Source organism: Xanthomarina sp. (assembly GCF_035306705.1).
Classification (GTDB): domain Bacteria; phylum Bacteroidota; class Bacteroidia; order Flavobacteriales; family Flavobacteriaceae; genus Xanthomarina.
This window is the reverse complement of sequence record NZ_DATGNO010000154.1, coordinates 1-23,402: the sequence shown is the minus strand read 5'-3', so window position 1 is coordinate 23,402 and position 23,402 is coordinate 1. Positions and strand designations below refer to the sequence as shown.

The following is a 23,402-nucleotide window of genomic DNA, read 5'->3' as shown; positions in this document are numbered from 1 at the left end:
ATAATTTTTACTTGTTTACTCCAGTGTTTGCTCGCCACCGCCATTAACAAAAATAGTTTGTCCACTAACCCATTCCGAAATTGGCGAAGCAAAATACAACATGGCTCCAGCTATATCCTCTGCGGTTCCTAAGCGTTTAATTGGGGTATGTGCCAACATTGCTTTTTCAATTTCAGGTGTCAAGACACTTTCCAAGGCAGCTGTTCTTGTTGCTCCAGGACCAACAGCATTGATGCGGACTTCTGGGCCAAAATCGTATGCCAAATTAGCTACGGTATGATTAACGGCTGCTTTAGAACCACCATAACCACTCATGTTCGGACTTTTGTTGATGCTAGACATGGAAGTTGTAAATACGATGGAACCATAACCCGCTTTTTTCATATGTGGTACGGTTAATTGACATAATCTCCAACCGCTAAAAACGTTGAGTTCATAATCGCGTTTGATGTCTTCTATGGAGCATTTAAAAGGGTTTTCGCGTCCGCCTCCGCCACCTCCAGCGTTGTTTATTAAAATGTGGATCCCGCCTAATTCTTTAACCGTTGTATCGACTAAATTCACCAAATCCTCATCTTTTAATACGTTACATGATACCGCAATCGCTTTTACGCCTAAAGCTTCAATTTCTTTGACTGTTTTTTTAGCATCCTCTAAATTAAAATCCCCAATAGAAATATTGGCTCCGTGTTTTGCTAAAATTATAGCCGTTGCTTTTCCTATGCCGTTGGCACCACCAGTAACGATGGCTGTTTTTCCTTTAAGGTTGAATAACTCTGATGTGTTCATAGTATTATAGTTTTTCTACTATCTCAATTTTATATCTCCACCATCTGCCATAAGTGTTTGACCCGTCATGTATTGACTGTCATCACTTAATAAAAAGGCGACAATTGGTGCGACATCCTTTTGTGGATCTCCAAAACGCTGCATCGGATTTTTACTGATTATCTCTTCATATTGTTCTGGGAAATTTTCTTTCCATTGTTTAACACCCTCGGTAAACGCTAACGGACAAACAACATTTACACGAATGCCATCTTCTGCCCATTCATTAGCTGCCACACGAGATAATCCTCGAATAGCTTCTTTAGCTGCCGCATAGCTTCCTTGATTTTTTTGACCCAATAATCCAGCTCCAGATCCAAAATTCACAATCGATCCTCCAGTTTTTTTAAGTTCTGGATAAGCCGCTTTCATAAAGTTTAACGTGCCTTTTAAGCCTGTGTTCATGGATAATTCCCAGTCTTCTTCTGTGAGCTCCATTAAGGGTTTTTGGCGAGATGCGTGTGCGTTATTAACTATACTTGTTAATTTTCCGAATTTAGAAATAGCTAATGCAACCGCTTCTTTTGCAACTGATTCTTTGGATATGTCTCCTTTTAAAAATGCAATTTGTTTTGGATTGGAAGCTACTTTTTTCTTGCCAGCATCTTCATTTAAATCTACAGCAACTACGCAAGCACCTCTTTCTGTTAACTCAGAAGTCATTGCCCCACCAATTCCCGCGGCTCCACCTGTTACGATGATTACTTTATCTTTTAAATTTTGCATGATACTATTTGTTTAAATTATATTCCACATTAATACTTTAAATTTTAAAGCCTATTGTTTTTTTAATATTTGGATATCTTTAATTTCTATCGGTTTTCACTAAGAATAACAAAACTGTATTTATGTGTTTTAATCTTTCCATTCCTCACGAATTTCTTCCATAAGATCATCATAACGGGCTTTCAATTTAGTTGAAATAGTTTTAGAGGATTTATGAATTTTTCGTAATTGAAAGGCTAAGAAAATACTGAAGAGACCAGCAAATAGGAAGCTTAATGCCACTAGAATAACTATATAAGCCCCTGCGAAAAGTGGGTTCCAAATTAATATGAAGGAAAAAATAGTTCCTAAAATTCCCATCACTAATAAAAGACCCCAGTTTTTACTGCCATATCTTTTTAAGTCCAATGCAAAACTGATGGATGCTACCGAACGAAACATAATAATAAAACCCACATAAAATGCAAGCACTGTCATAGATAATCCTGGGTGCATTAAAAGAGATGTACCCACTATAAAAGTGATAATTCCGAAGGCCAACGACCAGCCCCAATTTTCCAATTGATGTCTGTTAACAATTGAAAATATAACTTCTGATAGGCCTCCAAATAAAAACGAGAATGCAAAAAGAATAGATAGAGTAAGTAATGAGCCTGCTGGCGAAGTGAACGCCACAATACTAACAATAATGAAAAATAAGCCTACAAGTAATGGGATGTACCAATGTTTTATAGCTTCTTTGATTGATTTTAAAAATGATGCTTCCATAATAATAGTTGTTAATTAATTGGTTATTAGTTTTAAATTTACTGTTTTAATTTATAAGTTTAATGTCTAATTTATAATCCTTAAGAAGTGAGAACTTACAATCCTTAAATTTAGGAGCAGAAAACCTGGGTTTAAAATTATTTGAAAAACCGTAGGGTTCTTTAGGGATTCCTATAAAATTAAGATTACAGATGTTATCCGAGTTTTTATCGTGATATAGGGAAATGGCATAATCGCCATGAGGTAAATCTGTTATTATAAGCTGCTCTGTCGTTTTATTTGCAGGTATCCTATATTCTTTAAAAACAGCGTTGTCTTCTAGAAATCCTTTTTCTGAATTAAAAACACCAACAATAATTTCACCTTGAAACGATTTTATATTTTGAATGTTGATGGTTAATTGCGGGTTTTCATTGGATAGAAAACCTAACAAAAACGAAAAATAAATGAGGATTGAATTCATGATGTAGCTTCTAAGTTAAAATAATGTTGCATTTGCTTTTTGTCTTTGGCTTTAAAAGCATCATAAGGCTCAGAAAGCTTCAATAAATACCATTTTATTGGTTTTTTAAACAAGGAAGCTGCTATTCTTTTTATAGTTGAAACCTTAGTGGCTTCCATTTTAAAAAAGTCTTCGAGGGTGTCTTGTCTAAAAGTAACGATTTTTTCGAGAAATTCACCATCAGCATAGTAGCCACAATGAAAATTCTTATCTGCAAAGGCGTGCTTTGGAAAATCGAGTTTTCCTAATCCAAAAATAGCAAACGAGCGTTCTAAAAAATGTTCATAACTAATTCGGCAGCTTTCACCACCACCTAAATTGTATATTTGTTTGGATAAACTATTCTGTTTTTCAATACCATTTACAAAAGCGCGAGCCGTATCGCGAGGAGTAGCAATTTCCAAAGCGGTATTTAATGGTTGATGAAACATGAGTTTGGATATTTTATGGTTACCCATAATGGCTGCCAATCTAAAAATAGTCCAATCTAATTTGCTCTTCTGCACATGTTGTTCTGCTTCAATTTTTGTTAGAGCATAGGCATCACCTTCACTAGGAATAAGCGGATCGCCTAATTGGATATAAGGGTTTTCTATACGATCGCCATAAACCGAAATACTCGAACTATACATGAAAAAGGCTTTTGGTGAATGCTTTTCCAATTGTTGAATTAAGTTTTGTGTGCCTTTTGTATTGACGTTTTTGGCAAGTTCTGGCATCTCGTCTGCTAAGGGTGGAATAATAGCGGCTAAATGAATGACGGCATCCATATTGACGATTTTCTCTAAATCTGATGGGTTGGTAATATCCCCAAAAATTAGATTTATTTCATTTTCGAAAGGCGCTAATTTTTCAACTGACAATTTTGATTTTTTATCAAAAACGGTCACGTTGTAACAGCCTTTTTCCAGTAATTGATTTAATGCTTCAAAACCAACCGTTCCAGAGGCACCCGTAAGTAATATATTTGTTTTTTTCATAGGAAAATTTATTGATTTTGATTACTACTTGCTTAGTGATAGCTCAACACGCCATCTGTTACCTTTGCAGGTTTTGTATATGGATGCTCTTGGACTTGATTTTTCCCCATAATATGCAATACCTGCCAAGAGTTTGCTTTTAATCTATCTGAAATCATGGATCGATGACAACGCCACCAAACAGCTTCCGAGCACATGATGGCCGATGGTTTTTTGACCGCTAGTTTTTTAAGTGCATCTATGGCTTGTTCAAATTCAGCTGTTTCCATATAATCGGCGTAACCTTTAAATGATGGATGATGCCAAACAGAGTTTTTGGAATCTGGCGTTGATTTTCTCCGTCCGCCCAAACTTTCTAAATGAACATAAGAAATACCGTTTTCAGGTATTACGGTTTCAAGATTTTCTTTATTAAATTGTGGATACTTTCTTGATCCTGGAAACCTTCTAACGTCGATGAGCTGTTCAATTTTAAAAGACTTTAGTAGACTTAGAAACTCTTCTTCCGTTCTGGTAGAGTGCCCAATAGTCCAAATCGTCTTTTCTGTGGTCATGCTGTTATATTAGTTTCTTTTTCAATTATAAAGATATTATATAAATGGAAATTATTAGAAATAGACAGCTTCAAAAACAGCCAAAGCTGCCCGTTTACCTACATTAAGAGATAAGATGTCATCCTTAATGCTGTAGTTATCTGTCAATTCAAATACTTTTAGAAATTCACTTTCATTTACGTCCACATCCGGGCAAGCTTTCATGGTCGAGGCCATTTGTGTAAAACGGATTCTATGTCCTTCTTCTAAGGTGTAAGAACCAGCAAACATGTTGCAACCAGAGAATCCCTCAAGTCGGTTCTCATTTGTTTTCAACATAAAATATATTTCACGTTCTTGATTATCGGCCATTTGAAACTCTTCGCCTTCTAAGGTTTTAAGTTTCCAATATTTCTCTGTAATTTTTTCTGTGTGCGATTTATAAAATACGGCCAAGGGCGCTCTTTTTGCTTTGTTTAAAGTTAAAGTATTTCCTGAAGTACTGTAGTTATCGGCTAAATTGAAAATGTCCAGAATTTCCTGTTCTTTAATTTGGGAATCAGGACAAGCCATTCGTGTGCTTGCTAATTGAGAAAAAGATATTCGGTTGCCTTTTTCTACAGTATAGATGCCCATAAATGTATTGCATCCAGAGTAACCACTAACGCGATTGTCTTCGGAGTGTAAAGTAAAATGAATGGTTTGTCCATTCTGTTCGGAGTTTTCCAATGTTGCTCCGTCTAATTTAGAGAGGGTCCAAGTGATATCAAAAATAATTTCAGATGGTATGGCAGTTGTTGTTTCTGTATTTGAATCTTTAACCGATTTGCACCCTATTATTGTTAGGGCAAATAAGGATATAGCAGTTATTTTTGTTGTCATTTTAGTTTCTTTAACGTTCTGTAGAACAAATGTACGATTAGTTCGGATGCTTCCGAACTAATTAGTTTTAAAGTATTGTTAAAGTTCTCTTGGATCTGGCTATAGGCTATGTAAAGTGATGCAGATGGCGCTTTTAGGTGCTTATATAAAAAAATAAAACCACATTCTTTTTAGAATGTGGTTTCTTTAGTGTTGTGACCTCGACTGGATTCAAACCAGTAACCTCTTGAGCCGTAATCAAGTGCGCTATTCAGTTGCGCCACGAGGCCGATTTTGAGGTTGCAAAGATATTCTTTTTTTAATGAAACTTCAAAAAAAAATGGAATTAATCTAAAGCATTTTTGGTTACGAATAATTTCCAACCAAAAATAGCCATTTGGAATTTACTGGCTTTGCTTAAGTCCAAGCGTTGCTTGGTGTAGCTTGGTAGAATAGTTTTGTTTAATTTGGCCAAGAATTTAAAGAATTGTTTTTTCATATGTTTCCTAGAAATCGGGTCTTATAAACTTCATAAATTGGATGTTTAGAATTTATTAGAACCTTTTGTTTCAAATTTTTCAATACAAAAGTAAGACATTCATTTCAATTGAGTTTTTATCTTCCCAAAGATGTTAAATTTAAAGATTTAATAATTGAGTTATCAATATATGCTCTAACAGTTGCCTATATTTGTGACAAACTTTTTTTTATGAAACAATTAATTACTTTTCTTAGTTTTTTACTTTTAGCACAATTTTCTTATTCACAAATAGTAATAAACGAACTGGATTGCGACACCCCAGGAATTGACGACAAAGAGTTTGTGGAGTTGAAATCAGATACGCCATACGCGTCCTTGGATGGATATGTTCTTGTGTTTTTTAACGGATCTGCTTCTGGAGGAAACACGAGTTATTTGACCATAGATTTAAATGGGTATACCACAGATGTTAATGGCTTGCTTTTAATAGGAAGCACTTTTGTTGCGCCGTTTCCTCAGCTATTAATTCCACCCAATGTTATTCAGAATGGAGAAGATGCAGTAGCTATATATATAGGTAGTGAAGAAGATTTCCCGGAACGAACACTTGCTACTCAAACCAATTTAATTGACGCTTTGGTTTATGGAACCAACGACCCAGATGCTACGGGTTTAATGACTCTTCTAGGGGTTACAGAACAAATAAATGAGGGTCCAGCCAATAATACCAATTCCATACAACGTAATAACGACGGTACATATAGTGTAGGTCCGCCAACACCTAGATTATTGAATGATGGCGCAGGAGAGATTTTTAATGCTATTTCTATTTATACAGATCAAGAACAATACGAAGAAGGAGATGTTTTTGATATTGTTTTTACAGCACAACAAAATGTAACTGAAGATGTGACCTTTAATATTTCGTTGAACAATTACGGATTTAACAATGATGATTTTACGGGAAATACAACCCTTACCATTCCATCTGGACATAATTCCGTAACCACAACCATTACTTTAGTTGATGACGATTTTGATGAAGGAGATGAAGAACTCATTATAAAATTCACGGATTTGCAATGGCCTTATGTGCCTTATAATAACTTTTTATTGCTTCGAGTTGTAGATAATGATTTTACAATTGCACCTTTTGGAACACCTATAAACTCGACTTATGGTGTTGTGGCTAGTACACAACCTAATGGTTATTACAACAGTATAGATGGATTAGCAGATGTGGATTTGCGTCAAGCATTGCAAGATATTGTAGCAGATCCAAATGTGGTAAGAGCTCAAACCTATGCAGATGTTATTGATATTTTAAAAGAAGTAGATCAAAACCCAGAAAACAGTAATGAAGTGTGGTTGGTGTATTTAGAGCAAGGAAGAGCTAAATTGGATTACCAAACAACTTCTGTAAGTACAGGTAAGTGGAATAGGGAACATACTTTCCCAAGATCTCGAGCGGGATATTACAGTATTAAGGATGATGAAATTGCTGATGGAAAAGACATTTTTTGGACCACGACAGCTGATTCTTTGCGTCACGGACATAACGATGCTCATGCACTGAGAGCAGCCGATGGTCCTGAAAACAGTTCTAGAGGAAATAAGTTTTATGGAGAATATAATGGGCCAGTTGGAACCCTAGGCGGTTTTAAAGGCGATGTTGCTCGTGGTGTATTCTTTTTGGCCTTACGCTATAACGGATTAGAGATTGTTAATGGGTACCCAGATGGTTTAGTAGGGCAGTTGGGAGATTTGCAAACCTTGTTGGACTGGCATAGAAACGATCCACCAGACGATTTCGAAATGAACAGAAACAACCTTATTTACGACTGGCAGTACAATAGAAACCCGTTTATTGATCAACCAGATTTAATAGAATACATTTGGGGAAATATGGTGGGTGAGACGTGGAGTCAGAATTTATCCATCGAACAGAATAAAGGGTTAAACTTGAGTGTCTATCCAAATCCTACAAATGGAAGGTTATTTATAAAAGGGATTACAACTACAACAACCATTGATGTGTTTTCTGTGGATGGCAGACGCTTACAGTCTGAAGTTATCAGGGAAAGCGGTTATTTGGATTTAAATCTAGCAACAGGAGTTTATATTTTAAATATACAAACTGAAAAAGGGATGATTGTTAAAAAAATAATTAAAAATTAATTTTCTTTAAAACGCGGATATTCACTTCGGGGTTTGTGAAAACAATAAAAAGAGGCTGCCATAATGGTAGCCTCTTTTTGTTTGTTTATTGAATTTCCGTGAGACAACTTTCTTTTAATTATTGATTTTATTGCATAACGAAATGTTTGGTTTTTACTTCCTTTTCAAAGGAAATGTTATCTTCGCAAAAAAAAACTATGAGTTTACTTTGGATTGTTTTGGGTTTGGTTTTATTGGTTGTAGGAGGGGAGTTTTTAGTTCGATCTTCAGTTTCTTTATCTCTTAAATTTAATATTTCCAAGCTAGTAATAGGAATGACGGTAGTGTCTTTTGCCACTTCAGCTCCAGAGCTTTTGGTTAGTTTGCAAGCTGCTTTAGACGGTTCGCCAGATATAGCGCTAGGAAATGTAATAGGTTCCAATATTGCCAATATTGGCTTGGTATTAGGAATTACTGCTATTATTTCACCATTAACCATGAGTAGGGATTTTTACAGGCTTAACTGGCCCATGATGATGATTTTGTCAGTAGCTCTATACTTTCTTTTAAAAAGCGGGCAAGTTTTAGATTTTAAGGAAGGTCTGGTACTTTTTATTTCACTAATTATTTTCTTAATCATATTAATTAGACAATCCAAAGGTACGCCTGTGGAATCCATTGGAGAGATTGTTGACGACAGCTTGAAAAAGATTTCAAATTTCAAAATTATTATTTGGCTTTTAATTGGAGGTGCTGCACTTTATTTTGGAAGTTCTTGGTTGGTATTTGGGGCAAAGGAAATAGCCTTGTCTTATGGCGTGAGCGAACGTGTTATCTCTATAACTATGGTCGCCGTTGGAACAAGTATCCCAGAGTTGGCCGCTTCTGTAATTGCCGCTATAAAACAGGAAAAAGCTATTTCTCTTGGGAATTTAATTGGTTCCAATATTTTTAATATTTCCTCTGTACTTGGAATTACCGCTATGATTCATCCTATTGCTTTGGTAAACACAAAATTATTGACTAACGATATTTTTTGGATGATTGGTTTTGCTGCCATTTTGATTCCGTTTATGTTATTGCCTAAAAGGTTTGAAATAGGAAGATTGAAAGGTTTTTTTATTCTTGCAGCTTATATGGTTTTTATTTATTTAACCATTTCTTTAGATTAAGCAGGGGTCGGCGCGCTTAATGTGTGTTTTTTTTGAATGACACCCTATATTTTTAGGGGGTGAGTGTTGTGGAAAAAGATTTTTTTTATAAATTTGTCATATTCAAATTCATAACTAACACATTCACGTCATGTCCACATTAAGATTTTACGCCATTAAGCAAGCGCTTAATAAAAAAGCCATTAAAATTGAAGAAACCGAGCGCAGATCAGCCATATTCGGCAGAAATGTTTTCAATGAAGATAAGATGCGTCAGTACCTTACTAAGGAAGCTTTTGTAAGTGTCATGGACGCCGTTTTAAACGGCACAAAAATAGATAGAGTAGTCGCAGATCACATATCTACCGGTATGAAAGAATGGGCTATTTCAAAAGGCGTTACCCATTATACACATTGGTTTCAACCATTAACTGGTGCCACTGCCGAAAAGCACGATGCTTTTTTTGAGCCCATAGGAAATGGTCGTGCCATCGAAAAATTTGGCGGCGGACAATTGGTGCAACAAGAGCCAGATGCATCTAGTTTTCCTAATGGAGGCATAAGAAACACTTTTGAAGCTCGTGGATATACCGCTTGGGATCCAACGTCTCCCGCTTTTATTTATGGAACAACTTTATGTATTCCAACCGTATTTGTATCTTATACAGGAGAAGCTTTAGATTATAAAACACCTTTATTACGTGCCTTGCAAGCCATTGATAGTGCTGCTGTGGACATCTGTAAATACTTCGATAAAAATGTTAAAAAAGTCAATACTTCTTTAGGTTGGGAGCAAGAGTATTTTTTAATCGATCGTGGATTGGCTGCCTCCCGACCAGATATCCTTTTAACAGGAAGAACGCTTTTAGGGCATTCTTCAGCCAAAGGACAGCAATTAGATGACCATTATTTTGGAACCATTCCAAAACGAGCTATGCAATTTATGCGTGACTTAGAGACCGAATGTATGTTACTTGGAATTCCTGTTAAAACACGTCATAACGAAGTCGCTCCAAACCAGTTTGAGCTTGCACCGGTTTACGATGAGGCCAATTTGGCAGTGGACCACAACTCTTTGCTCATGGATCTGATGAGCAGAGTAGCAGAACGCCACGATTTTAAAGTGTTGTTTCACGAAAAGCCTTTTAAAGGAGTTAATGGGTCTGGAAAGCATAACAACTGGAGTTTAAGTACCAATACAGGAATTAATTTATTGGCTCCTGGAAAAACACCTATGAGCAACCTTCAGTTTTTAACCTTCTTTATAAATACCATAAAAGCAGTAAACGACAACGAAGAGCTAGTTAGGGCTTCAATTGCATCTGCCAGTAATGACCATCGATTGGGCGCCAACGAAGCGCCACCGGCCATTATATCTGTTTTTATAGGAGAGCAATTGACTAGAGTGCTGGAAGAATTGGAAAATGTAACCAATGGCAAGCTTTCCCCTGAGGAAAAAACAGATCTTAAATTGAATGTCGTAGGTAAAATACCAGAGATTTTATTGGACAATACAGATAGAAATAGAACATCATCTTTTGCTTTTACAGGTAATAAATTTGAATTTAGAGCTGTTGGGTCTACCGCCAATTGTGGTAAGCCCATGACGGTACTAAGTACCATTGTTGCTAACCAGTTAATTGCGTTTAAAGCTGAGGTAGACGCCCTAATAGATAAAAAAGGTAAAGGATTAAAGAAAGACGAGGCCATATTTAATGTGTTAAGAGAATACATTAAGAAATCCAAAAATATTTTGTTTGAAGGAAATGGTTATAGTGAAGAATGGGAAATAGAAGCTAAAAGAAGAGGTTTAAGTAATTATAAAACCACGCCAGAAGCATTGAAAGCAAAGATCTCTGAAAAAACCATTAAAATGTTTGAAGATTTGAATGTTTTAAATCGTGTAGAAAGCATCTCTCGTTACGAAATTGAAATGGAGGATTATGTGATGCATATTCAAATAGAGGGAAGGGTTCTAGGTGATATTGCTAGAAATCATGTGGTTCCTATTGCTGTTAAATACCAAAATGTTTTAATAAAGAATGTCAAAGGTTTAAAAGACATCTATGGCGATGGGTTTAAAAAGTTTGCCAAAGAGCAAATGACTTTAATTGAAGAGATTTCCGAACATATAGAATCTATCAACTCCAATGTTACTAAGATGATTAATGCTAGAAAAGAAGCCAATAAAATTGAAAACTTAGAAGAAAAAGCTGACGCTTACTGTTTTCAGGTAAAACCGCTTTTCGACGAAATTAGATATCATTGTGATAAATTGGAAATCATGGTAGACGATGAGCTTTGGCCATTAACAAAATACAGAGAATTACTGTTTACCAGATAAGTTTAAAGTCCATAGAAATCCTGTAAAATAATTAAGTTTTTGCAGGATTTTTTTATTAAAAATCACAAATTATACCGTTTGTCTGAAATATTTTGTAGGTCAACGAAAAAGTAATGTAGGAGTCGCTAGTTAGTCTGTTTTTTAGTATTTTAGCAGTGCTATTAATCAATTATTCAAATTAACATGAAAAGGCTCATTATAAGTGTTCTTATGCTTATGGCTGCAACCTTTATATTCTCGCAAAGAAACAGCGATAATAAGAAGGAAATGCAAAAGGACTTAGTTGTCAACCAACAAGTAAAACAATAGAATTTTAATCAATAAATTATTTTTAAGAGTTATTAAACAATAGTTTATTTAAAGAGAATCTTTTAATTAAGGTTTTAATAAGTACTAGTTATGTAAAGAAAGAGAATTTCCTACATAACTAGTATTTCTGTTTTTAAAAGAGTCATTTGTTTATGAGTGTTTTTGCTGTTTATAATTCGGTTAATTTAAAGTTTGTTTCATATTAACCAGAGATAATAGAAAATACGTGTTGCATATGAAAAATTCAAAACATCATCTTAAGTTTCTTTTTGTCCTCTTTTTTGGCTTGGGCTGTTTTTTTAATGTGTGGGCACAAAGAAGTAAATACAACGAAATCGAGTTTAATAATTTAAGAGCAAATAATGTCGTAGAAGTCGCAGTGGGTTCTGCGGTGCCAAATGGAGATTATGCCGACCCTATGTTTGAATTGTTTATGCGTGCAGGTTATAAGCGATACATCATTCATTATCTAAACGTAAACGTAAGTTTTAACAAATTCAACTTGGCATATAAAGATGATATAAACGAGGGTTTTATGTCCTTCGATTTGAATTTGGAAGCTACGCTTTTGCCCTACAATAGGTTTACCCCTTATATTTATATTGGAGGAGGTGTAAATGCTTCAAACTATTTTGAATCATCCGAAATGAAAATGCAGGGTGGGTTAGGTTTGGAATATCTTCTGGCAGATCGCGTTGGAATTAAAATATTTTCAGATTATAATGAAGTCTTTAGAGACGAAATAGATGGGGAAATAAATGGAAATATAGAAGATGTTTATTGGAGGATGGCCGTAGGTCTTAATTTTTATTTTGGAGGTTCTAAAAGAAAAGTTAAATCTAAGAAGAATGCGCCTACAATTATCAATTCCAATCAGATTATTAACAAATAAGTAGATAACAATTGCTATTTTTGCACTTCAATTCAATTTTATGAGTGGAGAAATAAGCAAAAGATATTCGCAAAGAGGTGTTTCGGCTTCAAAAGAAGATGTGCACAACGCTATCAAAAACATCGACAAAGGCCTTTTTCCAAAAGCCTTTTGTAAAATTGTGCCAGATTATTTAACCAATAGTCAAGAGCATTGTCTTGTAATGCATGCTGATGGGGCTGGTACCAAAAGTTCCCTCGCGTATATGTATTGGAAAGAAACAGGAGATCTTTCGGTTTGGAAAGGAATTGCTCAGGATGCGCTTATAATGAATATCGACGACTTGCTTTGTGTTGGAGCCACAGAAAATATCATGCTATCTTCTACAATAGGGAGAAATAAAAACTTAATTCCAGGCGAAGTCATTTCAGCAATAATTAATGGTACTGAAGAGCTTATTTCAGAATTGAAATCTTTTGGTGTGACTATTCATTCCACAGGGGGAGAAACTGCAGACGTGGGCGATTTGGTTAGAACCATCATTGTGGATTCTACAGTTACTGCCAGATTAAAGCGTGCAGATGTTATAGATAATGCCAATATTAGACCAGGCGACGTTATTGTTGGTTTAGAGTCTTTTGGTCAAGCTTCTTACGAAAAAGAATACAATGGTGGCATGGGAAGCAATGGCTTAACTTCTGCCAGGCACGATGTGTTCCATAAATATTTAGCGGAAAAATACCCAGAAAGTTATGATGCTGCCGTTCCTGAAGATTTGGTTTATTCTGGACGGGTAAAACTAACAGATAAAGTTAAAGATTCGCCTATCGATGCGGGGAAATTAGTTTTATCGCCAACAAGGACTTACGCCCCAATTATTAAGAAAATATTATCCCAATATACTAGCGACACCATCCATGGAATGATTCATTGCAGTGGAGGTGCCCAAACCAAAATACTTCACTTTATAGAAGAACTTCATATTATAAAAGATAATATGTTTCCTGTTCCTCCGTTGTTTAAACTTATTCAAGAGCAATCTAAAACAGATTGGAAAGAAATGTATCAGGTATTTAATTGTGGACACCGTATGGAGTTGTATGTTTCTCCAGAGGTTGCACAAGATATTATCGCCATCTCAAAATCGTTTCAAGTAGATGCTAAAATTATTGGACGCGTAGAAGCCTCAGATAAAAAACAGCTTAGCATTTATAGCGAATTTGGAGAGTTTATTTATTAAGTTTAAAATTTCGAATGCGTGAGGAAGGTTGTTTTTATTTTATTTTTAGTTAGTTTTCAATTTATTTTTGCACAACCTGATTCTTTGTTTTTTAAAATAGAGGATATCAGTGTTCCAAAATGGACCCATAAAAACAAAGCGAGTATGCTTATGAGTGAAGTGGCCTTTGTAAACTGGAACTCTGGTGGAAGTAACTCCATTTCTGCATTAATTAATTTTGAAAGTGCTTTAAAATATCGCTACAAGCATTTAATCTGGAGCAGTCTATTAATAACGCGATATGGCGTTAATAGTCAAGAAAATCAAGGACTGCGTAAAACCGATGATATCATTGATATTAGTTCAACCCTGGGCTATAAAAAAGAGGAATATACCAATTGGTATTATTCCGCAAGATTTAATTTTAAAACACAATTTACAGCAGGTTATAATTATCCAGACGAATCCAATGTATTGTCCAGTTTCATGGCGCCAGGCTATTTGTTTGTTGGAGGAGGAATTGAATATGGAAAAAATATAGATAAATTTTCGCTGTACTTTTCGCCATTAACCATAAAAACAACCTTTGTTTTAGATAGTAAACTAGCAAATGCTGGGTCTTTTGGGGTGACTCCGGCTGTTTACGACAGTGATGGAAATGTGCTTGTTGCTGGAGAACGAATACGAAATGAAGTAGGAATCTTATTAACAAGTGCCTACGAGGTCCAAGTTTTTGAAAATGTTTTTCTTGGTAATTATGTGAGTTTTTATTCCGATTATTTAAACGATTTCGGGAACATTGATGTTGACTGGCAAATTAATTTAGATTTTAAAGTGAATAACTTTATAAAAGCCAATTTCGGGTCGCATCTTAAATACGATAATGATATAAAAACACAAGTTGAAACCTCGGTTGAAGGTGAGTATGATATCAAGGGAGCCAAGGTGCAATGGAAACAATTGCTAGGCGTTGGGGTGGTTGTTGACTTTTAATTCAAAACAAAATATTTGTTAACTTTTTATTGTTGATAAATAGTTAATCACCTGAAGGTTAATGTTGTAAGTATTTTTTCTGGAAACTTTATGATTTAACTTATTTTTTAAATGGGAAATTTTTGCTTACTTTACGCTTTAGTAAAATAATCAAAATATTTTAAAACAAGATTAGAAAATGAGTGCTCAAACCCAACAAAAAACCCTTCCAACAACGTATTCCCAAGACGAGGCTTTTGAAGCTTCTGTGAAATATTTTAATGGCGATGATTTGGCTGCTCGCGTATGGATTAATAAATATGCCTTGAAAGATTCTGAGGGAAATTTATACGAATTGACTCCAGACGATATGCATAAACGTATTGCCAAAGAAATTGCAAGAATAGAAGTGCGATACCCAAATCCGCTATCCGAAAAAGAAATTTTCGACTTAATTAAAGATTTTAAATACATTGTCCCTCAAGGAAGTCCTATGGCTGGGATTGGTAATCCTTATCAAATAGCCTCACTTTCCAATTGTTTTGTCATTGGGAATAGTGGCGACTCTGATTCTTATGGTGGGATTATGAAAATAGATCAAGAACAGGTTCAACTCATGAAACGTCGTGGAGGTGTTGGTCACGATTTATCACATATCCGACCAAAAGGATCTCCAGTAAAAAACTCCGCATTAACTTCTACTGGAATTGTGCCTTTTATGGAGCGATATTCTAACTCTACCAGAGAAGTGGCGCAAGATGGGCGTCGTGGTGCTTTAATGTTATCGGTATCTATTAATCATCCAGATTCTGAAGATTTTATAGATGCTAAATTAGAGCAAGGCAAGGTTACGGGTGCCAATGTATCCGTAAGAATAGATGATGAGTTTATGAGAGCTGTAAAATCCAATGGTACTTACACTCAAAAATACCCGATATTTAGTGCCGACCCAAAATTCACCAAAACCATTGAAGCCAATAAAGTTTGGAAAAAAATAGTCCATAATGCCTGGAAATCTGCTGAACCTGGTATTTTGTTCTGGGACACTATTATTAATGAATCTGTACCAGATTGCTATGCCGATTTAGGTTATAAAACCGTTTCGACAAATCCATGTGGTGAAATCCCTCTTTGTCCATACGATTCTTGTCGTTTATTGGCCATTAATTTATTTTCCTATGTAGAAAATCCGTTTACAGATAAAGCTGCTTTTAATTTCGAGTTGTTCAAAAAACATGTGCATGTGGCGCAGCGTATCATGGACGATATTATCGATTTAGAACTTGAGAAGATTGATGTTATTATCGCTAAAATTGATGCAGATCCAGAATTAGATGAAGTAAAAGCTACCGAAAGAAATCTTTGGTTGAACATTCAAACAAAAGCAAACGAAGGCCGAAGAACAGGAATTGGAATTACTGCCGAAGGAGATATGCTTGCAGCTTTAGGCATTAAATACGGAAGTAAAAAAGGCAATGAGTTTTCTGTTGAAGTACATAAAACTTTAGGAATAGAAGCTTATAGAGCCTCTGTTTATACAGCAAAAGATAGAGGTCCATTTGCTATTTTTGATGCCGAAAGAGAAAAAAACAATCCGTTTATCCTGCGTTTAAAAGAAGCAGACAATAAGTTGTACTACGACATGCTGGAACACGGAAGAAGAAATATTGCCTTGTTAACCATTGCTCCAACTGGAACTACTAGTTTAATGACGCAGACTTCTTCGGGGATTGAACCTGTTTTTATGCCGGTTTATAAACGAAGAAGAAAAGTAAACCCAAACGATAAAAATGTTCGTGTGGATTTTGTAGATGAAGTAGGTGATTCTTGGGAAGTATATGTGGTTTTTCATCATAGATTTAAACAATGGATGGAAGTAAATGGCATAGATTCATCTAAGGATTTTACACAAAAAGAGTTGGATGTTTTAATTAAGAAATCGCCTTATTACCAAGCCACTTCTAACGATGTGGATTGGATGAGCAAAGTAAGCATGCAAGGCGCTGTTCAAAAATGGGTGGATCATTCCATAAGTGTTACCATAAATTTACCTAACGATGCTACTGAGGAATTGGTTGGACAATTGTATCTAGAAGCATGGGAAGCAGGTTGTAAAGGCGTAACTGTTTATAGAGATGGATCCCGTTCTGGGGTTTTAATTTCAAATGAAGAAAAACCTGAAGACGAAACTCAAGATACACTAACAGCTTTCCCAACAAAGCGTCCTCAAGTCTTGGAGGCCGACGTGGTTCGTTTTCAAAATAATAAAGATAAATGGATTGCATTTATTGGTTTGATTGATGGAAAACCTTACGAAGTCTTCACGGGGTTGGCAGACGACGAAGATGGAATTTTAATTCCTCGTTGGGCAAATAATGGTGTGATCATTAAAAACAGAAACGAAGACGGAACCTCTCGATACGACTTTCAATATAAAAATAAAAGAGGTTATAAGACTACTATTGAAGGGCTTTCACATAAATTCAATCCAGAATATTGGAATTATGCCAAGCTCATTTCAAGTACTTTACGTCATGGAATGCCTATAGATAAGATTGTCGATTTAATCAATAGTTTACAATTGGACAACGAATCCATTAACACTTGGAAAAATGGGGTGGTTCGTGCTATAAAACGTTATGTGGAAGATGGCACACAAGCCAAAGGACAGACTTGTATGAGTTGTAGTTCTACCAATTTAATTTACCAAGAAGGCTGCTTGACCTGTAAGGATTGCGGTTCTTCTAAGTGTGGATAATTGTTGTAAATAGTTATGGTTTTAAAAAGGAAGTTGTTAGCAGCTTCCTTTTTTTATTTAAAAACTTTTATAGTATCTAGGAAACTGTTATTGGCATAGAATCGTCAATTAAAATAGGGCTATTAGTAGTATGGCCTTGAAATGAAAACCTTAGAGCTTGTAAAATATTTTATGTTTTAGGAAAAACTCAGGCTGTAAAAAAAAACTAAAATCCATAATTTATCGTATTTTTGACCACATAATTTAGTAAGATACATGTTAGATAAGTTACAAATAGTAAAGCAACGTTTTGATGAGGTGAGCGATTTAATCATTCAGCCTGATATTATGACCGATCAAAAACGCTATGTGGAATTAAATAAGGAATATAAGGATTTACGAATTTTAATGAATAAGCGCGAGGAGTATCTAGAGCTTACCAATAATCTGCAAGAGGCTGAAGAAATAATTTCAGATAGTAACGATCCGGAAATGGTGGATATGGCTAAAATGCAATATGACGAAGCCAAAGAAGGAATTCCGAGATTGGAAGAAGAAATAAAAGTCCTTTTAATTCCTAAAGATCCAGAAGATTCCAAAAACGCCGTGATGGAATTACGTGCAGGAACAGGAGGAGACGAAGCCAGTATTTTTGCTGGAGATTTGTTTAGAATGTACTCCAAATATTGCGAAAGTAAAGGTTGGAAAGTAGATACTGTTGATTATAGTGAAGGAACCAATGGTGGTTTTAAAGAAATTCAATTTGAGGTAACAGGAGATGATGTGTACGGCACTTTAAAATTTGAAGCTGGCGTGCATCGAGTGCAACGTGTGCCACAAACAGAAACGCAAGGCCGTGTACATACAAGTGCTGCAACGGTTATGGTATTTCCAGAAGCCGAGGAGTTTGATGTAGAAATAAATCCAAAAGACGTACGTATCGATTTTTTCTGTTCGTCTGGACCTGGAGGGCAATCGGTAAATACAACCTATTCGGCTGTGCGTTTAACGCATATTCCAACAGGATTGGTGGCGCAATGTCAGGATCAAAAATCCCAACATAAAAATAAAGAGAAAGCTTTTAAGGTATTGCGTTCTAGATTATATGATATAGAATTGGCGAAGAAAAATGCTGAAGATGCTGCAAAGCGTGGTTCTATGGTAAGTTCTGGAGATAGAAGTGCTAAAATTAGAACCTATAATTATTCTCAAGGTCGCGTAACCGATCATAGAATTGGTTTAACCCTATACGATTTAGGAAATATTGTAAATGGCGATATCCAAAGAATTATAGATGAACTTCAGTTAGCTGAAAATACCGAGAAGCTAAAAGCAAATACAGACGTAATTTAAAACCTAGCCTCTTTTCTGAGGCTTTTTTTATAAGATGACCACACAGCAATTAACAGAACAAATCCTAAAAAAGAAATCCTTTCTCTGCATCGGATTAGATGTCGACTTACATAAAATCCCACAGCATTTATTAGAAGAAGAAGACCCGATTTTCGCTTTCAATAAAGCCATTATAGACGCCACCCATCAGTTGTGTGTGGCGTATAAACCCAATACTGCTTTTTACGAAGCTTATGGTTTAAAGGGTTGGAAGTCTTTGGAAAAAACCATTCAGTATCTCAATCAAAATTATCCCGAAATCTTTACCATTGCCGATGCCAAAAGAGGAGACATTGGGAATACAAGCAGTATGTATGCCAAGGCTTTTTTTGAGGACTTAGGTTTCGATAGTGTTACCGTAGCTCCCTATATGGGAAAGGATTCTGTTGAACCGTTTTTGGCTTTTAAAAACAAGCACACTATTATGTTGGCTTTAACTTCCAATGAAGGTGCTTTCGACTTTCAGACGAAAATGATGGATGGAAAAGAATTATACAAGCAGGTTTTAGAAACGTCTAAAGCTTGGAGGAATTCCGAAAACTTAATGTATGTGGTAGGAGCAACCAAAGCTGAATATTTTGCTGACATAAGAAACATTGTTCCAAACAGTTTTTTATTGGTTCCAGGAGTTGGCGCACAAGGAGGAAACTTGCAAGATGTTTGTAAATATGGCTTGAGTACAAACGTTGGGTTGCTTATTAATTCTTCAAGAGGTATTATTTATGCTTCCAAGCAAGAAGATTTTGCCCAAGCTGCAGCAGGTAAAGCAAAAGAACTTCAGCAGGAAATGGAAGTCATATTAAGAGCAAAGTTGTAGTAAAAAGTCTATAAATTATAAGTAAAACGAAGACTAGCATCTATTCCAAATGAAAGACCAGTTAGATAGAATTATTAGTTTCAAGTCGACACCCAAACGAATTGTTTCCTTGGTGCCTTCGCAAACGGAATTATTGTACGATTTAGGTTTGGAATCATCTTTAGTTGGGATTACTAAGTTCTGTGTGCATCCGCATCATCTTCTTTCTAATGTAGCGGTCGTTGGAGGAACAAAACAAGTTCATTTTGATAAAATAAAAGCGCTCCAACCCGATATCATTTTATGTAATAAGGAGGAAAACACGCAAGAAATGATTGAAGAACTGGAGAAAATAGCTCCTGTTCATTTAAGCGATATTTATACTATTGAAGATTGCTTAGAGCTCATTGCTATGTACGGAGCCATTTTTTCAGTAGAGCGTCGTGCGGAAGCTATTATTTTAACCATTAAAAAGGAACATCAAGAATTTCAAGACTTCATAAAAGATCAGCCAAAATTGAAAACGGCCTATTTTATTTGGAAAACCCCCTGGATGGTTGCTGCTAATACTAATTTTATAAATGCCTTATTGACTGTTGGAAAGTTTGAAAATTATTTTCTGTACCTAGATAGGTATCCAGAAATTGATTTAGAAAAAGATCTAAGGAAGGATGTTGAAGTTATTATGCTTTCCACAGAACCATTTCCGTTTAAGGATGCGCATGTAGAAGCCATGAAAATAGCTTTTCCAAATGCAAAGGTGTTGTTGGTTGATGGCGAATTGTTTTCTTGGTATGGATCCAGATTGGCAAAATCCTTTAAATATTTTAAGGCACTAAGACTTGAATCTTTATAAAATAAAGATTGAGACGAAGTTTTAGTTGAAATGAAGAGCTTATATCAATCTTTGTTTTCCAAATTCCCTATTCAAGTATTTCAACCGGTTTAATTTGTGTAAAAGTTTGATGGCTTTATACTCCGAAATATCACTCATAGCGCAATCCGTTTGGCGTAGATTGTAAGCTTGTTCTATAAGCTGCTTATAACGATTTTGTAACTTGATTTGGTTTTCTTCGATTTTTTTTGAATTTTCCATGGCTCATACCTTTGAATATTAAATATATCTAAAAATATAGAATAGAGCAAGTTAACAGTGTGTTAAATGTTGAGATTGTTGATAAAAAAAATCGATTCTGTAGGAATCGATTTTGATTTGGAGAATTAACTTACTTTTTTTCAACTATTTAAATACATAGTCAGTAGGCTTATTTTAAAATATCCACAGAAACTTTATTTTTTATCTTGTAAAGCAAATACTTGTTTCAATAAATCGGTTGTTCTGGAAGAGAAGTTGGTTCTAATATCTTTTTCTTCAACAGCTATCATTTTATAAACTCCTTTTAGCGCTTCTTCCGTAACGTAATTTGTTAAGTCTGGGTTCACTTTAGAAGTAAATGGAATGCTATTGTATTTGCTAATTAAATTAGACCAGATTTGGTCGGCTCCAACCTTTTTAAACGAGTTGTCTATTACTGGGTGAAATTCGGTATACAGCGCAGATTCTGTTTTTCCGGCCAAATAGAGGGTGGCAGAATCGTCACTTCCAAGAAGGATAGTTTTTGCATCGGCAAAAGTAATTCCTTTAACTGCATTTATAAAAATAGGAGTAGCTGTTCCAACAGCGTCTTCAGCTGCACGATTCAATACCTTTAAACCTTCATCTGCCAAAGAGCCTAAGCCTATATCACGAAGGGCTTTATCTACTTTTTGTAATTCTTCGGGAAGTAATATTTTCACCAAATCGTTTTTAAAATAACCATCGGTTTGGGTTAATTTGCTTACCTGTTTGTCAATTCCTTGATCCAAGGCTTCTCTTAAACCAGCTGCAATTTGGGTGTTGCTAATTCCTGCTGTGTTTTCAGGTAATTGATTGACTACTTCTTGTAATTCGGCACAAGACATGAAGTTGATAACTAATAAAAAAGCAAAACATTTTTTGATCATGATATAAATTTTTGACAAATATAATGTATCAAATTTATAATTTCAGATTTAGACAAAGATTATAAATTTATGGAGGGTGGAGGTTTGTTGAATATTGCGTAAATTTGTGCCACTAAAAAATAAGAATTTTATACATGGAACCTATAGCACCTTATAAACCCAAACATAAAGTACGAATAGTAACAGCCGCATCTCTATTTGATGGTCATGATGCTTCTATAAACATCATGCGACGAATTATTCAATCCACAGGGGTGGAAGTGATTCATTTAGGTCATGACAGAAGTGTTGAAGAAGTTGTAACTACAGCCATTCAAGAAGATGCCAACGCTATTTGTTTAACTTCTTATCAAGGAGGACATAACGAATACTTTAAGTATATGTACGATTTGTTGAAGGAAAGAGGCGCAGAGCACATCAAGATTTTTGGTGGAGGTGGAGGTGTCATTCTTCCTTCGGAAATAAAGGAATTAATGGATTATGGGATTGCTCGTATCTATTCGCCAGACGATGGAAGAGCGCTTGGTCTTCAAGGAATGATTAACGATTTGGTGGAGCAATCGGATTTTGCGGTTGGAGACATCTTAGACGTTGACGTAGATTTACTTCCAAAGAAAAATGCCAGATCCATTGCTAGAATTATTTCTTCGGCTGAAAATTATCCAGAGGTAGCAAAAGATACTTTAGATAAAATTCACATTATAAATAAAAATTCAAAAACACCTGTTCTGGGAATTACTGGAACTGGAGGTGCAGGAAAATCGTCTTTAGTGGATGAATTGGTACGTCGGTTTTTAATCGATTTTCCAGAAAAAACAGTAGGTCTAATTTCTGTAGATCCTTCCAAACGAAAAACTGGTGGCGCCCTTTTAGGTGATAGAATTCGTATGAATGCCATTAACAATTCTCGAGTTTATATGAGAAGCTTGGCTACGCGTCAGTCTAACCTAGCACTTTCAAAATATGTACATGAAGCCATTCAGGTTTTAAAAGCTGCCAAATACGATTTAATTATTATTGAAACTTCAGGTATTGGGCAGTCTGATACCGAAATTATAGAACATTCAGATGTTTCCTTATATGTGATGACTCCAGAATTTGGAGCAGCCACCCAATTGGAGAAAATTGATATGCTTGATTTTGCCGATTTGGTAGCCATCAATAAATTCGATAAACGCGGGGCTTTAGATGCCTTACGCGATGTGAAAAAACAATATGTGCGCAACCATTTATTATGGGATGCGAAACCAGAAGATTTACCTGTTTTTGGAACCATTGCCTCTCAATTTAACGATCCAGGAATGAATACGCTTTATAAAGCGATTATGGATGAGGTAGTGGAAAAAACAAAAGCTGATTTAAAATCTAAATACAAGATTACAAACGAAATGAGCGAGAAGGTGTATGTTATTCCACCTGCACGAACGCGTTACTTATCTGAAATCTCTGAAAACAATCGCGCTTACGATAAGAAAGCCAACGATCAGGTTGAGGTTGCTCAAAAATTATATGGTATCTATAAAACCATGGAATCTGTTGTTGGACATACTCCTGAATTGGATAAAGCCGGAATCGATTCCAAATCGATAACATCAAAAGAAAACAAAGACTTTATTAAGTTGCTTGTTGGCGAATTTGACCGTGTTAAACTAAATCTAGATCCTTACAACTGGGAAGTAATTACTGGTTGGGAAGAGAAAGTAAACACCTATAAAAACCCGATCTATTCTTTTAAAGTAAGAGATAAGGAAATTAAAATTGAAACGCATAC

The 23,402-nt window shown here is 35.4% G+C and carries 21 protein-coding genes and 1 tRNA gene; 11 read left to right on the top strand and 11 right to left on the bottom strand.

Annotation, left to right across the window (positions count from 1 at the left end; genetic code table 11):
- Positions 1-15: 15 nt before the first annotated feature.
- The 9 genes from VKY47_RS12535 to VKY47_RS12495 all read right to left on the bottom strand — a co-directional run bounded on the left by VKY47_RS12535 (position 16) and on the right by VKY47_RS12495 (position 5,697).
- Positions 16-789, bottom strand: coding sequence for a glucose 1-dehydrogenase (locus VKY47_RS12535; RefSeq protein ID WP_324313155.1), 774 nt, complete (start codon positions 787-789; stop codon positions 16-18).
- Between the two features lie 18 nt (positions 790-807).
- Positions 808-1,554 carry an SDR family NAD(P)-dependent oxidoreductase gene (locus tag VKY47_RS12530; RefSeq protein WP_324313154.1) on the bottom strand — a complete coding sequence of 249 codons (747 nt, stop codon included), beginning with the start codon at positions 1,552-1,554 and terminating at the stop codon, positions 808-810.
- A gap of 129 nt (positions 1,555-1,683) precedes the next feature.
- Positions 1,684-2,322 (bottom strand): HdeD family acid-resistance protein, encoded by a 639-nt coding sequence (locus tag VKY47_RS12525; protein WP_324313153.1) that lies wholly within the window; start codon positions 2,320-2,322, stop codon positions 1,684-1,686.
- A 46-nt stretch (positions 2,323-2,368) separates the two neighbouring features.
- Positions 2,369-2,785 (bottom strand): DUF2141 domain-containing protein, encoded by a 417-nt coding sequence (locus VKY47_RS12520; RefSeq protein WP_324313152.1) that lies wholly within the window; start codon positions 2,783-2,785, stop codon positions 2,369-2,371.
- Complete coding sequence (locus tag VKY47_RS12515) at positions 2,782-3,804, bottom strand: NAD-dependent epimerase/dehydratase family protein (RefSeq protein WP_324313151.1); 1,023 nt, start codon at positions 3,802-3,804, stop codon at positions 2,782-2,784. Before VKY47_RS12515 ends, VKY47_RS12520 begins: the two co-directional genes overlap by 4 nt.
- Before the next feature lie 32 nt (positions 3,805-3,836).
- Positions 3,837-4,358: a DUF488 domain-containing protein gene (locus VKY47_RS12510; RefSeq protein WP_324313150.1), complete on the bottom strand. Its 522-nt coding sequence runs from the start codon at positions 4,356-4,358 to the stop codon at positions 3,837-3,839.
- A 54-nt stretch (positions 4,359-4,412) separates the two neighbouring features.
- A complete protein-coding gene (locus VKY47_RS12505; protein WP_324313149.1) occupies positions 4,413-5,219 on the bottom strand; it encodes an META domain-containing protein in 807 nt (268 codons plus the stop codon).
- Positions 5,220-5,414: 195 nt separating this feature from the next.
- A tRNA-Arg gene (locus tag VKY47_RS12500) sits at positions 5,415-5,488 on the bottom strand.
- A 56-nt stretch (positions 5,489-5,544) separates the two neighbouring features.
- A complete protein-coding gene (locus VKY47_RS12495; protein ID WP_324313148.1) occupies positions 5,545-5,697 on the bottom strand; it encodes an SsrA-binding protein in 153 nt (50 codons plus the stop codon).
- A gap of 210 nt (positions 5,698-5,907) precedes the next feature.
- Here VKY47_RS12495 and VKY47_RS12490 point away from each other — a divergent pair, with 210 nt between their 5' ends.
- The 10 genes from VKY47_RS12490 (at position 5,908) to VKY47_RS12445 (ending at position 20,483) form a co-directional block, all read left to right on the top strand.
- Positions 5,908-7,857 (top strand): endonuclease, encoded by a 1,950-nt coding sequence (locus tag VKY47_RS12490; protein ID WP_324313147.1) that lies wholly within the window; start codon positions 5,908-5,910, stop codon positions 7,855-7,857.
- Between the two features lie 197 nt (positions 7,858-8,054).
- Entirely contained in the window at positions 8,055-9,008 is a 954-nt protein-coding gene (locus VKY47_RS12485; protein WP_324313146.1) for a calcium/sodium antiporter, read from the top strand.
- A 130-nt stretch (positions 9,009-9,138) separates the two neighbouring features.
- Entirely contained in the window at positions 9,139-11,331 is a 2,193-nt protein-coding gene (locus tag VKY47_RS12480) for a glutamine synthetase III family protein (protein WP_324313145.1), read from the top strand.
- A gap of 544 nt (positions 11,332-11,875) precedes the next feature.
- Entirely contained in the window at positions 11,876-12,532 is a 657-nt protein-coding gene (locus VKY47_RS12475; protein WP_324313144.1) for a Curli production assembly/transport component CsgG, read from the top strand.
- Between the two features lie 40 nt (positions 12,533-12,572).
- A complete protein-coding gene (locus tag VKY47_RS12470) occupies positions 12,573-13,751 on the top strand; it encodes an AIR synthase related protein (protein WP_324313143.1) in 1,179 nt (392 codons plus the stop codon).
- 18 nt (positions 13,752-13,769) lie between these two features.
- Positions 13,770-14,723 carry a DUF3078 domain-containing protein gene (locus VKY47_RS12465; protein WP_324313142.1) on the top strand — a complete coding sequence of 318 codons (954 nt, stop codon included), beginning with the start codon at positions 13,770-13,772 and terminating at the stop codon, positions 14,721-14,723.
- A gap of 178 nt (positions 14,724-14,901) precedes the next feature.
- Positions 14,902-17,460, top strand: coding sequence for an adenosylcobalamin-dependent ribonucleoside-diphosphate reductase (locus VKY47_RS12460; RefSeq protein WP_324313141.1), 2,559 nt, complete (start codon positions 14,902-14,904; stop codon positions 17,458-17,460).
- Between the two features lie 255 nt (positions 17,461-17,715).
- Positions 17,716-18,792 carry a peptide chain release factor 1 gene (prfA, locus tag VKY47_RS12455; RefSeq protein ID WP_324313140.1) on the top strand — a complete coding sequence of 359 codons (1,077 nt, stop codon included), beginning with the start codon at positions 17,716-17,718 and terminating at the stop codon, positions 18,790-18,792.
- 34 nt (positions 18,793-18,826) lie between these two features.
- Positions 18,827-19,648 (top strand): orotidine-5'-phosphate decarboxylase, encoded by an 822-nt coding sequence (gene pyrF / locus VKY47_RS12450; RefSeq protein WP_324313139.1) that lies wholly within the window; start codon positions 18,827-18,829, stop codon positions 19,646-19,648.
- 49 nt (positions 19,649-19,697) lie between these two features.
- Complete coding sequence (locus tag VKY47_RS12445; RefSeq protein ID WP_324313138.1) at positions 19,698-20,483, top strand: ABC transporter substrate-binding protein; 786 nt, start codon at positions 19,698-19,700, stop codon at positions 20,481-20,483.
- 39 nt (positions 20,484-20,522) lie between these two features.
- On the opposite strand, the gene VKY47_RS12440 is transcribed toward VKY47_RS12445, so the two are convergent.
- Positions 20,523-20,723: a Lacal_2735 family protein gene (locus VKY47_RS12440; RefSeq protein ID WP_324313137.1), complete on the bottom strand. Its 201-nt coding sequence runs from the start codon at positions 20,721-20,723 to the stop codon at positions 20,523-20,525.
- A 194-nt stretch (positions 20,724-20,917) separates the two neighbouring features.
- The gene (locus tag VKY47_RS12435; protein ID WP_324313136.1) at positions 20,918-21,631 is read right to left on the bottom strand and encodes a DUF4197 domain-containing protein; all 714 of its coding nucleotides are present in this window, start codon (positions 21,629-21,631) and stop codon (positions 20,918-20,920) included.
- Between the two features lie 134 nt (positions 21,632-21,765).
- On the opposite strand from VKY47_RS12435, the gene VKY47_RS12430 reads away from it, so the two are divergent.
- A partial coding sequence (locus VKY47_RS12430; protein ID WP_324313135.1) for a cobalamin-dependent protein occupies positions 21,766-23,402 on the top strand: 1,637 nt, incomplete at its 3' end.

Bases quoted from the DNA above. Each gene is read 5' to 3' on its own strand.
- VKY47_RS12535 (WP_324313155.1), bottom strand. From the start codon at position 789: ATGAACACATCAGAGTTATTCAACCTTAAAGGAAAAACAGCCATCGTT.
- VKY47_RS12530 (WP_324313154.1), bottom strand. From the start codon at position 1,554: ATGCAAAATTTAAAAGATAAAGTAATCATCGTAACAGGTGGAGCCGCG.
- VKY47_RS12525 (WP_324313153.1), bottom strand. From the start codon at position 2,322: ATGGAAGCATCATTTTTAAAATCAATCAAAGAAGCTATAAAACATTGG.
- VKY47_RS12520 (WP_324313152.1), bottom strand. From the start codon at position 2,785: ATGAATTCAATCCTCATTTATTTTTCGTTTTTGTTAGGTTTTCTATCC.
- VKY47_RS12515 (WP_324313151.1), bottom strand. From the start codon at position 3,804: ATGAAAAAAACAAATATATTACTTACGGGTGCCTCTGGAACGGTTGGT.
- VKY47_RS12510 (WP_324313150.1), bottom strand. From the start codon at position 4,358: ATGACCACAGAAAAGACGATTTGGACTATTGGGCACTCTACCAGAACG.
- VKY47_RS12505 (WP_324313149.1), bottom strand. From the start codon at position 5,219: ATGACAACAAAAATAACTGCTATATCCTTATTTGCCCTAACAATAATA.
- VKY47_RS12495 (WP_324313148.1), bottom strand. From the start codon at position 5,697: ATGAAAAAACAATTCTTTAAATTCTTGGCCAAATTAAACAAAACTATT.
- VKY47_RS12490 (WP_324313147.1), top strand. From the start codon at position 5,908: ATGAAACAATTAATTACTTTTCTTAGTTTTTTACTTTTAGCACAATTT.
- VKY47_RS12485 (WP_324313146.1), top strand. From the start codon at position 8,055: ATGAGTTTACTTTGGATTGTTTTGGGTTTGGTTTTATTGGTTGTAGGA.
- VKY47_RS12480 (WP_324313145.1), top strand. From the start codon at position 9,139: ATGTCCACATTAAGATTTTACGCCATTAAGCAAGCGCTTAATAAAAAA.
- VKY47_RS12475 (WP_324313144.1), top strand. From the start codon at position 11,876: ATGAAAAATTCAAAACATCATCTTAAGTTTCTTTTTGTCCTCTTTTTT.
- VKY47_RS12470 (WP_324313143.1), top strand. From the start codon at position 12,573: ATGAGTGGAGAAATAAGCAAAAGATATTCGCAAAGAGGTGTTTCGGCT.
- VKY47_RS12460 (WP_324313141.1), top strand. From the start codon at position 14,902: ATGAGTGCTCAAACCCAACAAAAAACCCTTCCAACAACGTATTCCCAA.
- prfA (WP_324313140.1), top strand. From the start codon at position 17,716: ATGTTAGATAAGTTACAAATAGTAAAGCAACGTTTTGATGAGGTGAGC.
- pyrF (WP_324313139.1), top strand. From the start codon at position 18,827: ATGACCACACAGCAATTAACAGAACAAATCCTAAAAAAGAAATCCTTT.
- VKY47_RS12445 (WP_324313138.1), top strand. From the start codon at position 19,698: ATGAAAGACCAGTTAGATAGAATTATTAGTTTCAAGTCGACACCCAAA.
- VKY47_RS12440 (WP_324313137.1), bottom strand. From the start codon at position 20,723: ATGGAAAATTCAAAAAAAATCGAAGAAAACCAAATCAAGTTACAAAAT.
- VKY47_RS12435 (WP_324313136.1), bottom strand. From the start codon at position 21,631: ATGATCAAAAAATGTTTTGCTTTTTTATTAGTTATCAACTTCATGTCT.